The sequence below is a fragment of the Methylophaga lonarensis MPL genome (assembly GCF_000349205.1).
GTDB classification, from domain to species: domain Bacteria; phylum Pseudomonadota; class Gammaproteobacteria; order Nitrosococcales; family Methylophagaceae; genus Methylophaga; species Methylophaga lonarensis.
Window position 1 is genome coordinate 1 of record NZ_APHR01000010.1, and the last position, 11,889, is coordinate 11,889.

The 11,889-nt window shown below is 51.5% G+C and carries 10 protein-coding genes; 9 read left to right on the forward strand and 1 reads right to left on the reverse strand.

What is annotated here, in order from left to right; genetic code table 11:
• The 9 genes from MPL1_RS02040 to fae form a co-directional block, all read left to right on the forward strand.
• On the forward strand, positions 1 to 3,962 hold a 3,962-nt coding region (locus tag MPL1_RS02040), incomplete at its 5' end, for a hybrid sensor histidine kinase/response regulator (RefSeq protein WP_009725466.1).
• Positions 3,963 to 3,973: 11 nt separating this feature from the next.
• Positions 3,974 to 4,414 carry a chemotaxis protein CheW gene (locus MPL1_RS02045; protein WP_009725467.1) on the forward strand — a complete coding sequence of 147 codons (441 nt, stop codon included), beginning with the start codon at positions 3,974 to 3,976 and terminating at the stop codon, positions 4,412 to 4,414.
• A 42-nt stretch (positions 4,415 to 4,456) separates the two neighbouring features.
• Complete coding sequence (locus tag MPL1_RS14005; RefSeq protein WP_040576783.1) at positions 4,457 to 5,134, forward strand: hypothetical protein; 678 nt, start codon at positions 4,457 to 4,459, stop codon at positions 5,132 to 5,134.
• Positions 5,131 to 6,405 carry a lytic transglycosylase domain-containing protein gene (locus MPL1_RS13185; RefSeq protein WP_235045504.1) on the forward strand — a complete coding sequence of 425 codons (1,275 nt, stop codon included), beginning with the start codon at positions 5,131 to 5,133 and terminating at the stop codon, positions 6,403 to 6,405. The genes MPL1_RS14005 and MPL1_RS13185 overlap by 4 nt, the downstream gene beginning before the upstream one ends.
• Positions 6,406 to 6,414: 9 nt before the next feature.
• A complete protein-coding gene (locus tag MPL1_RS02060; RefSeq protein WP_009725468.1) occupies positions 6,415 to 7,641 on the forward strand; it encodes a multifunctional CCA addition/repair protein in 1,227 nt (408 codons plus the stop codon).
• A gap of 73 nt (positions 7,642 to 7,714) precedes the next feature.
• On the forward strand, positions 7,715 to 8,698 hold the full coding sequence (gene mch / locus MPL1_RS02065) for a methenyltetrahydromethanopterin cyclohydrolase (RefSeq protein ID WP_009725469.1): 984 nt from the start codon (positions 7,715 to 7,717) through the stop codon (positions 8,696 to 8,698).
• A complete protein-coding gene (locus MPL1_RS02070) occupies positions 8,695 to 9,630 on the forward strand; it encodes a RimK family alpha-L-glutamate ligase (RefSeq protein WP_009725470.1) in 936 nt (311 codons plus the stop codon). Before mch ends, MPL1_RS02070 begins: the two co-directional genes overlap by 4 nt.
• Complete coding sequence (locus MPL1_RS02075; protein WP_009725471.1) at positions 9,620 to 10,519, forward strand: triphosphoribosyl-dephospho-CoA synthase; 900 nt, start codon at positions 9,620 to 9,622, stop codon at positions 10,517 to 10,519. Before MPL1_RS02070 ends, MPL1_RS02075 begins: the two co-directional genes overlap by 11 nt.
• A gap of 97 nt (positions 10,520 to 10,616) precedes the next feature.
• Complete coding sequence (gene fae / locus MPL1_RS02080) at positions 10,617 to 11,135, forward strand: formaldehyde-activating enzyme (RefSeq protein ID WP_009725472.1); 519 nt, start codon at positions 10,617 to 10,619, stop codon at positions 11,133 to 11,135.
• Positions 11,136 to 11,161: 26 nt separating this feature from the next.
• Here fae and MPL1_RS02085 read toward each other — a convergent pair whose 3' ends face one another.
• Entirely contained in the window at positions 11,162 to 11,869 is a 708-nt protein-coding gene (locus MPL1_RS02085; RefSeq protein WP_009725473.1) for a HisA/HisF-related TIM barrel protein, read from the reverse strand.
• Positions 11,870 to 11,889: the final 20 nt, after the last annotated feature.

An 11,889-nucleotide genomic window follows, 5' to 3' on the forward strand; every position in this document is an offset into this window, starting at 1 on the left:
GCCAGAATTCTCTATCGACTTTGAAACGCCATACGGCTTCTGATGAGCTGACTGATTTCCAGATTGATCTAGAACAGCCAAACGAAGCACCCACTGAACCGGCAGTACTAAGCGTTGACGAATCAGAGACCGTCCTCACTGTTGATACGGAATCTGTTCAAACACCGCCATCGCAAGGCTTCGCAGGAGGCATAGACCCTGACATCGCGGAAGTGTTTGTAGAAGAAGCTGATGAAGTCATGGCGGACTTGCAGGATTTACTGCCTGAATGGCAGGCACAGGAATCCGAGTCCGACAGTGCCATCACAGAAATAAGACGCAGATTCCATACACTTAAAGGCAGTGGCCGAATGACAGGTGCCACTGAAATTGGCGAACTCGCATGGGCAATTGAGGATTTGCTTAACCGGGTGATCGAAGGTGGCCTGCCGGTCACCGATGCAATCAGACAATGTGTTACCGAGGCTTATCAGCTGCTTCCTGAGCTTTTGTTACGTTTCCAGCAGGGAGAGACAGGAGCACATGACAAGGCTGTATCCCTGGCTGAACTGGCCGCAGAGCTTCGCCAGAAATCGTCCCTCGATACAGAACAGCTTGAAGCTGCTCAGGACACTGTTATCGATATCGATGAGCAGCCGCAAGTTTCGCAACAATCCTTTGAAGCAGAAACCATAGAACTCGAGCCGCCAGAAACAGAGCAACAGCCATTGCAGGTTGAAGATACGCTCGCCACTGAACTCGATGATGAGCAAGCCGAACTGCAGGAAATATTCCGCAATGAAGCGCGCGAACACTTGCAGCAACTACAAACTGACTGCCAGACCTTACGTCCGGGACATGCCATCAACAACAGCATGTTGCGTTCGATTCATTCCTTGAAAGGCGCAGCCAACATCGCTCAGGCAATGCCATTAGCATTGTTATGCACTCAACTGGATAACAGTCTCAGACAACTCCATCGCCAGCAAATTCTGATTTCTGAACAGCAAACGCAACAGCTGCAGGAAATACTGCAATCACTGACCGAGCTGCTGGAGCTGGATTCAAGCATGGCTGAAGCAGAGGATATTCGGCCACTTGCTGCCAAAATCGAGTCGCTGGCGCCTGAATCTGAACCTGTTGATGCTCATGTGGCTATCGATCCCGAAGTCCTGGTCAGCTTCCTCGAGCAAACGGATGAGTTGCTGGATCAATACACCGAACAACTGGAAAACTGGCAACAAAGTGCTGATGCCGCACAAAAAACAGCGCTGTTATCGACACTGCAGAATTTGAGTGACAGTGCGATCAGCACCGGATTGCCCACGCTGGCGGCCTTGTATCAACTGCTGCATCAAGGAATTGAGCAAAGCCATCCTGATCATCCGGCGCTGGCTCAGTTGCTGGACGCAGGTTATGAAGAGCTCAATAACCAGATTGAAAGTGTCATTCAGAACAAACCAGCACCACCAATTGAAAAGCTTGATGCTCTGCTTGAACAATGTCTGACCACTGCCATTGAAACTGAAGTTGAAGTTGAAGCTGAGTCAGCGTCGGAACTGATGCCCATCGAAGTTGCCGAGGCTGAAGATGCTGATCTGGCTGCCATGCCTCAGCCTGAATATCCGTCAGAACCTGCTGAACCTGTTCGGTTTGAGATCCCAACAGATGTTGATGCCGAACTGTTATCTGCGTTTACCGAAGAAGCGGCAGAACTTCTTAACTCCTGTGGCGAGGCAATCAAGCAATGGCAGGCTGAACCACAGCAAACCGCAGCTTGCATGCAGTTACAACGTGATTTGCATACTCTCAAGGGCGGGGCAAGGCTGACCGGCATCAGCCCATTGGCAAACTTGACCCACCACATGGAAACCCTGGTCTTGAGCGCCAGTGAAGGTAGCCGCCCTGCAGACACTGACTTCTTCGAGCTGATGTTCCGCTGCCATGACACGCTCACCGAAATGCAAGAACAGCTTGCCCGCAGAGAAGCAATCAACAAAGCCTTGCCCTTACTTGATGAGCTAACTTCTCCCGGTGCGGACTTTATCGCGATTGGTCAAGGCCGAACACTTGATACAGTCACACCCACCACAATTCCGGATACCTCTGGCAAGCCAAGTCCGGCAGCAGCCACCGGCGAACAAGTCAGGGTTCGAGCCGAGCTGCTCGATTATCTGAGCAATTTTGCCGGCGAAGTCAGCATTGCTCGTGACCGTGTCACTCAGCAACATGCCGCATTACGTCAACAGTTAGGTGAGATGGAGGAAACAGTCAGTCGTCTACATGATCAGCTGCGTAAACTGGAAATTGAAACAGAAACACAGATTCTGTTCCGTTACGAAGATGAGCTGACCGAGGACAATGCAGACTTCGATCCGCTTGAACTGGATCGCTTTTCCGTGATTCAACAATTGTCACGAAGCCTGACTGAGAGTGTTATCGATCTCAACGATATCAGCCAGTCGATGGATGCATTGGTTCGTGAAACCGACAGCATTCTTTTGCAACAATCCAGGCTGAATACGGATTTACAGCACGGTTTGATGAACACCCGCTTATTACCGTTCACGGGCATCGTTCCCCGCCTGGAACGGATTGTGCGACAAACCTGCACCGAGCTGGGCAAACAGGCGAATTTGATTGTCGATGGCGCCACTTTGGAGCTTGATCGGACCATTCTCGATCATCTTGTCGCCCCATTGGAACATATCCTCAGAAACGCTATTGCCCATGGTATCGAATCACCTGAAGAGCGTCTTGCAGCCGGTAAACCAGAAGCCGGCCAGCTTAAACTCAGCCTGTACCGTGAAGGCTCAGAAGTTGCCATCATCGTTGAAGATGACGGCAAGGGTATGAACACCGATAAAATTCGCCAGCGAGCCCTGCAGATGAACCTGATCACAGCGGATCAGCATCTCGACGAAAACACCCTGATCCAGCTGATTTTGACCTCGGGTTTCAGTACCGCAGACAACGTTTCGCAACTGGCCGGACGCGGCGTTGGCATGGATGTTGTTGATAATGAAATCCGTAACCTCAAAGGTCGTCTGGATATTCGTTCGGAGCGTGGCAAGGGTACGCATTTCATTATGCATCTGCCATTGACACTGTCACTGATCCGGGCACTTCTGGTCAGCACCAATGGCCAGCAATACGCCATTCCCCTGGCAAGTGTAAAAGCCGGTGAACGTATCAGCAGGGATCAGGTTCAGGCAATGCTCGGCAACAAGAACGCGCAGTACAGCTACAACGGGGAAAACTACGCATTCATGCCATTGAGTCTGTTGTTGGGTGAACCGCTGCGCCTGCCGGAAAATACCGAACACCCGATGCCTTTGTTGTTATTCCGCTCTGGTAACACCCGCTTGGCGCTGCTGATTGACGCAATCAACAGTAACCGCGACATTGTCATCAAATCCGTTGGGCCACAACTGGCGCATATCCGCGCGCTCAATGGCGCTACGATTCTGGGTGATGGCCGTGTGGTGTTCATTCTCGATATTCCGACACTGGCAGCCACCTATCGGGCTGATCAGGCACTCATCGACAAACAACCCGACGCAGCCACCATTAAAACCAGCGCAACAGATAAACCGCTGGCGATGGTTGTCGATGACTCGATTACCATGCGAAAAGCCTCAGACAACTTGTTGCGTCGTCTGGGTTTTGATGTCATCACTGCACGAGATGGTGTTGATGCACTCACCGCACTTTATGAACGTACGCCAGATGTGATCCTGCTGGATATTGAAATGCCACGTATGGATGGCTTTGAGTTTGCCTCCATGATTCGTAACGATAGTCGTTATCGCCACTTGCCTGTCATTATGATTACCTCCAGAACTGGCGACAAACATCGTCAGCGTGCCATGAACATCGGCGTCAATGACTATCTGGGTAAGCCCTATCAGGAAGAAGAACTGATTGCAGTGTTACAGCAACAACTCGCCAGTCGTTACCCCCACCCCAGCGAAAGTCACTGAAGGAAGGCTAGATGAGCGAACAAGGTAATTTTGTCCATTGCATGCTGATCCCTCTTGAGCAGCGCTACCTGTTGTTGCCTAACACTGCAGTGGCAGAGGTACTGCCCATGCCCAAACTCAATCAGCAGAGTCAATCACGAATCAAAATAAGCTGGCGTGAACAGGACATGCCCATTGTTGACCTTGAGCAGCTACTCGGGCAACAAACACACTCGACTTCTGCATCTAAAGTCTGCATCGTCAATGCACTTAACCGTGACAGTGAACTGACGGTTTATGCCTTTCCCTGCTGGGGCGCTCCCCAACTTATCACCGTCAACGAGTTTGCACTGCAACCGACCCATGATGAAAGCCACTCCGAGTACATTCATTGCCAGCTTAAAATCGGTAATAAAGTGGCGGTCATCCCCCAACTGGACAACATTGAAAGTTATCTGAAAAATCTAGCCTAACCCCCCTGCGCAGCACTGAAAATTTGGTTTAAGATAGCGGGCATGAAATATATCTGTCATGCACTTCTCATCGGCTTGCTTGCAAGCATTTTTCCAACCCTTGCCCTGTCAGCGGATAGCGAACAACTCGCCAAACAGCGCCAGTTATTCAAACAAGCCAGCAACGCAGTTCAGACTAATCAGCTGAATGTCTTCCGGCCTTTGCGAGCACAACTCGCGGATTATCCACTCGCTGGATATCTCGATTACCTGTATCTGCAGCATCGGCTCAGTCAGGTTTCTGAACAGACTTTACGAGAGTTTTTCGCCGAAAACGAAGGCACTTTTTACGCTGACAGGCTCAGAGCCAGTTGGCTTGATCGGCTGGCGGCACAAAAAGCCTGGTCAAGCTATCTGGAGTTTTACCAAGGCACACAACCCGCATCACGGCAATGTTTAAAAGCCCAGGCCCTCATCGCCACCGGAAATCAGGCCCGAGCTCAAGAAATGTTCGAACAGCTCTGGCTGGTCAATCAATCACAGCACGACAACTGTGACCCTGTGTTCCAGCATGCCAGCCGTGAAGGCTGGTTGACTGACGATCTGCGTTGGCAACGGTTAATGCTGACGCTGCGTGCTCAGCAATTCTCCTTGGCAAAATTTCTGGCTCGCGCGGTCAATAACAGCAGTGAGGCGGAAGCTGGGTGCAACGCTGGGAGAGTATTCATGAAAATCCCTTGAGCCTGCTTAATCAGCTGCCAGCAGAACCACCTCGCGGTGACCAAATATCGCTTGCCCGGGATCTGCCACTCAGCAGAGAAATACTGGTCCACGGCATTACCCGGTTGGCGCGACAAAACCCGGAACAGGCATTTGAAGTCTGGCAACGATTGTCACCACACTATAATTTCGACCAGTCACAATATGAGCACGTACGCCGAGAAGCTGGAAAATGGTCAGCACTCAAACGTGAAGACGCAGCCTTGGGCCTGTTCGGCGAGGTCGGAGATGAACCCTGGAAAGTTCGTGCAGCACTGTGGCAACAAAACTGGCCGGCAGTGCAGGATGCCATTCAAAGCCTGAATGAAGAAGAGCGTCAGTTAAATCGCTGGCAATACTGGTTGGCACGAAGCGAAGCCGAGCTGGGACGATATGAATCTGCTCAGGCAATCTATGCCCGCATCGCAGGTGAACGAGATTTCTATAGCTTTATGGCGGCAGATCGTCTGGAACAGCCCTACCAGATGAACCACAACCCCATCCTCTCTGATGCAGCGACCATGCAGGCGTTTCGTCAAAACATCGAGGTACGCCGACTTGAGGAATTCGTCCATCTGAATCTGGATCTGGAAGCCCGCCGTCAGATATTTCGCGCGACACAAACCTTCACCCCAGAACAATTGCAGTTGTTGGCCGTGATTACCCATGACATGCAGTGGCATCACCAAACCATTGCCATACTGGGGCGAGCGCGTTACTGGGATGCCCTTGATTTACGATTCCCCGTGCTTTACCAGGCCCCGATGCAGCGTGCAGCTAAGGCAAATCGGCTGGACAGTTCATGGCTACTGGCAATCGCCCGGCAGGAAAGTGCCTTTCAGGAACAAGTCCGTTCTCATGCCGGCGCAATGGGACTGATGCAAGTGATGCCAGACACTGGACGGGCCGTTGCCAACAGACTCAATGATCCTTTGAAAAATGTTAACGAACTCAACCAGCCTGAGCGCAACATACAACTGGGCAGCGCCTACCTCCGGCAAATGCTGGATCGTAACCAGAATAATCCGATCTTGGCGACAGCTGCCTACAACGCTGGCCCGCATCGTATTGACCGCTGGCTGCCGGAACAAACACTGCCAGCTGACATCTGGATAGAAAACATTCCGTTTAATGAAACCCGGCGCTACGTCAGAGCGGTGATGAGCTACGCCGCGATATATGACTATCAGCAACAACTTGAAATTACACCGCTGAAACAGCGCATGCCTGCAGTTCAACCCAAAAAGCCTTAAACTGTCGCCATGAAAACCTATCTGGTGGGTGGCGCTGTTCGAGATAAATTGCTGGGAATCGACACTCAGGATCGAGACTGGGTGGTGGTTGGCAGTGATGCACCAACGCTGATGGCGATGGGATTTAAACCGGTGGGTAAGGATTTTCCGGTCTTCCTGCATCCTGACACGCAGGAAGAGTATGCACTCGCTAGAACCGAGCGAAAATCAGGCCACGGTTATCATGGCTTTGTGTTTCACACCGCCCCAGATGTGACACTTGAGCAAGATCTGGCGCGTAGAGATCTGACCATCAACGCCATGGCACAAACCGAAAGCGGTGACATCATTGACCCGTTTGGCGGTCAGCAGGATCTGCAAGCAGGTGTCCTGCGCCATGTTTCACCCGCGTTTAAGGAAGATCCGGTGCGCGTGTTGCGTCTGGCACGCTTTGCTGCCCGCTTTGGCTTTAGTGTGGCGCCAGAAACCCGGCAGCTTATTCAGGAAATGATTGATTCCGGTGAACTGACTCACCTTGTTGCCGAGCGTGTCTGGCAGGAATTGCAACTGGCCCTGATGTCAGATCGGCCCTCGCTGTTTTTCACTTGCCTGCGTGAAATCAATGCACTGACAGTGCTGTTCCCGGAAGTTGACCGACTGTTTGGTGTGCCACAGCATCCCAAATGGCACCCCGAAATTGATACTGGTGTCCATGTCATGATGGTGCTGGATCAAGCAGCCCGATTGTCTGACGATCTGGTGGTCCGCTTTGCTGCACTGTGCCACGATCTTGGCAAAGGCACTACGCCGGCAGAAATCCTGCCCAGTCACCAGGGACATGAACAACGAAGTGTCACGCTGACCGAAGCACTTTGCCAACGTCTGAAAGTTTCCGGCGAGTTGCGAAGCGTTGCCTTGCATACCGCGCTGTACCACACTCAAATGCACAAATTGTTTGAAATCAGCGCACAAGAGGTGCTGGAAGTCATTGAAGCCTTGGATGCGTTTCGCAAACCCGACAGATTCCAACAGTATTTATTGGCGTCTGAGGCGGATTTTCGAGGCAGGCCTGGATATGAAAATACCGAGATGCCTGAAAAAGCGGTCATGCAGTCATGTTTTGAGAGCGCCAATGCGGTCGCCGTTCAACCATTCATTGAGCAAGGCTTGCAAGGCAAGGCTATCTCGGAGGCGCTCAGACAGGCAAGAGCCGGCGTCATTGCAGATGTCCTCGACACACACAGGCCACAACACTGAGCGCATACCCCTTACAGACCAATAGTCATCACGTATAATCATCGCCAATGTCACTTTAACCATAGGAACCCCCATGAGCAGTGAAATCTCCGCCAACTGGACCAGCGTCAACGCTGCCTGCCAACCACTTGTCGAACAACTTGTGGCTGATGCCGAAGCTTTGCAACTGAAAATCAGCTTCATGAGTAACGGAACACGCGTTGTTGATGCCGGTATTGAATGTCGGGGTGGACTAGAAGCAGGCAGACGCATCGGCGAAATCTGCATGGGTGGCCTCGGTACCGTCAGTCTGGGTAACAACAGCGGTTTTGCCAACTGGCCATGGTCGGTGACCGTACATGCCAAAACGCCGGTATTAAGCTGCCTCGGCAGTCAATATGCTGGCTGGAGCCTGTCACACAAAAGCGAAGACAGCAAATTTTACGCCCTGGGTTCAGGCCCTGGTCGAGCACTGGCTGCCAGAGAAGAATTATTCAAGGAGTTTGGCTACCAAGACAAGGCCGATGCCACGGTTATCGTGCTGGAAGTAGACAAAATGCCTCCGGTTGAAGTTGCCGAAAAAGTCGCCGACAACTGCGGCATCAAACCAGAAAACCTGACGTTTATTCTGACACCAACCGCCAGCCTCGCCGGTGTCATGCAGATCGCCAGCCGTGTCCTGGAAGTTGCCATGCACAAGGCGCATACCCTGCATTTCCCGATGGAAAAAATTGTTGATGGTTATGCCACAACCCCGGTCGCCCCTCCAGGCGGTGATTTCATGACCGGCATGGGTCGAACCAATGATGCCATTCTGTATGGCGGCAGTGTCCATTTGTTTATCGAAGGGTCTGATGATGAAGCCAAATCATTGGCCGAGAAAATGCCTAGCAACACCTCCTCGGATTACGGTCGACCATTTGCAGAAATATTCAAATCTTATGAATATGACTTCTTCAAAATCGATCCGATGCTGTTCAGCCCGGCTCAGGTGATTGTCACCAACAGCAAAACCGGCAACAGCTTCACAGCCGGCAAACTCAATGCTGAATTGCTGACGCTCTCATTCGGACTTTGAACACACACGCAAACAATACACGGTCTCCTCGTGTAGTCATTTTTAACGACACCCACGGCTGGCACAGTGATCAACTGTGCCGGGCGCTGCTGAGTCGGGGGTTCGAACCGGTTCTAAGCGATCTGGCCGCTTGTCGAATTGACTTTGCCAGCCCGGCCGGCATCAAAATTCCTGGATTTGACGGGCAATTGCCTGATGCTGCGATTGTGCGTGGCATCGCCCCCGGCAGTCTGGAACAGATCACCCTGCGAATGGATGTGCTGCACACCCTTGCCGAACATCAGGTGCCGGTATTTAACCCGGCTTCAGCAATTGAGCTGACCGTCGACAAGGCACGCACCTCCCTGAGACTGCACAATGCCGGCTTACCTACCCCGGCTACCTGGGCGGTTGAAGATTGGCATCAAGCTGAACAAGTCACCGTTGTGGCCCTGTCTCAAGGCCATTCACTCATTTGCAAACCGCTGTTTGGCTGTCAGGGAAAAGGGCTTTATAAAATCGACAGCCTGGCAGATTTCAAAAAGATTCACCCGGTGGGAGAAGCCTGGTATCTGCAACAATTTGTCGCTCCGCAACAAGCTGAGTACTGGCAGGATTGGCGTTTACTGGTGATTGGCGATCAAGTGGTCGCAGCCATGTCCCGCCAATCCCGCCATTGGATCACCAACTTTGCCCAGGGTGCCCAATGTTTTGCCGCCACAGTGACACCCGAAATGGCTGAACTTGCCATTCGTGCCACACGCTGCGTCGAGGCCAGTTACGCCGGCGTTGACCTGATCCGAACAGCCACTGGTGAGTTCAGTATTCTCGAAGTGAATAGCGTCCCCGCATGGAAAGGACTGTTTCAGGCAACAGGTATCGATGTCGCCGCCCATATTGCCGAGATGCTGGCCAATGCCAGCAGACAATCCCTGCAGATCAATGCTGTCTGAACAAGCTATCGAAGCCTGCGTTCGCTGGGCTTGTGAACAGGAAGTGCTGGCACCCAAACCCGGCAATGTGAATCCGTTTAGTGCCGGACACCAGATGGCTGTGACGGACTTCCTGAAAAGCGCCAACGCCATTGCGCCGGTGATGGCCAAGCCAGGTCTGAGCATCGGTGAGCGAATTTATCAATCAATACAAGCGACTCGCAAAGTTGTCGACTGTAATACTAATCTGGGCATTATTCTGCTGTTTGCACCACTCTGTAATGCCGTCCAGCAATGCCAGGACTTCGATGAGTTAACGACCGCTCTGAAACGCGAACTGCAAAAACTGACGATCGAAGATGCTCGTTTTTGCTATCAGGCAATCCGAATAGCCGAAGCTGGAGGACTGGGAAAGAGCGAACAGCAAGATCTGAGTCAGGAGCCCACAGTCACCTTGCGCGAGGCCATGCTTATCGCTGTTAACCGAGACACCATCGCCCGCCAATATGTTTACAACTATGCTGAAGTGTTTCATATCGGCCTTCAACAATTGACAGCCGCCATAAAATCTGGCGAAGGTGTTGAATGGGCTACCGCTTTCGCGTATCTTAACTTCCTAGCATGTGTTCCCGACACATTGGTCATCAGAAAACAATCTCGGGAGCACGCTCAAGCAGTCACAAACAAGGCTAGAGACATTATTTCAGCAATGAATAAAAAATATAGCTTGAAAAATATGACCTCCGACCTCATTGCTTGGGACAATGATTTAAAGAAGCGCGCCATCAACCCGGGTACCACTGCAGATCTTACCGCAGCGACATTGCTGCTCTTTGCATTTCAACAGGCGTTTGCTTCCAACCGAATTTCAGTACCACGATGCATTGAGCGGACGGCACTGAGCAGGTGATACGTTCCTTTATTACGTATAAAACCCATCAGCACTGAGTTTGCTGATGGGAAAAATTGAGCCTTTTTGACAATTTTTTGGAACAGGAAGATATAACATGCCAGTTATCGATCGCGTACTTGTAGGTGAGTCTTTGGTCATTGAAGATGGTGACCTCGACAACGTAGCACACATTGACCTCATCATGGGCCCACGTGGCTCTGCAGCAGAAGATGCTTTCTGCCGCACACTGACTGACCAGAAACAAGGTGTAAACGGTCTGTTGGCCGTTGTTGCGCCTAACCTGATGGTTAAGCCAGCAACAGTAATGTTCAACAAAGTGACAATCAAAAACATGAAACAAGCCGTGCAAATGTTCGGCCCTGCCCAACGTGGCGTTTCACTGGCTGTTGCTGAATGCGTTGAAGATGGCACCATCCTGCTGATGAAGCTGATGACAGCTTTATCTGTGGTGGGTTGTTTCATCTCACCAACTGCTGACAGCGATGCAAAAATCCAGGATTGGAACTACCGTGCAACAAAAGAAGCTATCAAGCGTGCTGTTGCTCGCGAACCAAAAGCTGCTGATGTTGTAGCACAGTACAAAGCCTCTGAGCACCCATTCGGCGCTAAGTAAGGTTCAAGATGTGGAGCCCCGCTCAATCAGAGCGGGGTTTCATTTTCCAGCTGCAGCAAACTCCCAGGGATGATATGCCCCTGATGGAGCGCGGTGGCAATTAAGGCACCTTCGACACCTGCCTGTTTCAAGGCATACAGATCACTCGTGGATCTGACTCCCCCTGCCGCATAAACGCGGACATCCTGACGCTGTTTTTTTACTTCATCCAGCATCTGCAAATTTACCCCGCTTGCTGAGCCAACTGCATCAAGATTCATCACGATCACATCCTTCGGCCACAGTTCGGCGCGCGACAACCAGGCCGCCGAGCCAAGCAGATGGCCCTGCTTAAAATCCAGCGAGAGAATTGTTTCGTCAGCTTTTGACCAACCGCTGTCCGGGCAAGGCAAGGATTCGGTACCCAACACCAGACGGATATTTGTCAGGTCTGAAAATGCCTCACGCTGCTCCAATGAAGTCAGGCCAACATCCAACCAGAAGATTAACTGGGGAAAGGCCGACGACAAGGACTGGAAAAGCTCCAATTCCGGCATACGCGCTGACATTATCGAATCCAGATCGGCAATATAAAGTCTGGAAAATGGATACCAGTCGAGCAAATCAGCAATCAATTGCAAGGGTTCTGTACTTTGACTAAGTACTGATTCCAATGGCGGGTAATTTTGACGATTGCCTCCTCTGGCATGCACGACCTGCCCCCCCTTGATATCAATGACCGGTATAATCTGCATAGTCTTCCTGAACCTCACCT

Bases quoted from the DNA above. Each gene is read 5' to 3' on its own strand.
- MPL1_RS02045 (WP_009725467.1), top strand. From the start codon at position 3,974: ATGAGCGAACAAGGTAATTTTGTCCATTGCATGCTGATCCCTCTTGAG.
- MPL1_RS14005 (WP_040576783.1), top strand. From the start codon at position 4,457: ATGAAATATATCTGTCATGCACTTCTCATCGGCTTGCTTGCAAGCATT.
- MPL1_RS02060 (WP_009725468.1), top strand. From the start codon at position 6,415: ATGAAAACCTATCTGGTGGGTGGCGCTGTTCGAGATAAATTGCTGGGA.
- mch (WP_009725469.1), top strand. From the start codon at position 7,715: ATGAGCAGTGAAATCTCCGCCAACTGGACCAGCGTCAACGCTGCCTGC.
- MPL1_RS02075 (WP_009725471.1), top strand. From the start codon at position 9,620: ATGCTGTCTGAACAAGCTATCGAAGCCTGCGTTCGCTGGGCTTGTGAA.
- fae (WP_009725472.1), top strand. From the start codon at position 10,617: ATGCCAGTTATCGATCGCGTACTTGTAGGTGAGTCTTTGGTCATTGAA.
- MPL1_RS02085 (WP_009725473.1), bottom strand. From the start codon at position 11,869: ATGCAGATTATACCGGTCATTGATATCAAGGGGGGGCAGGTCGTGCAT.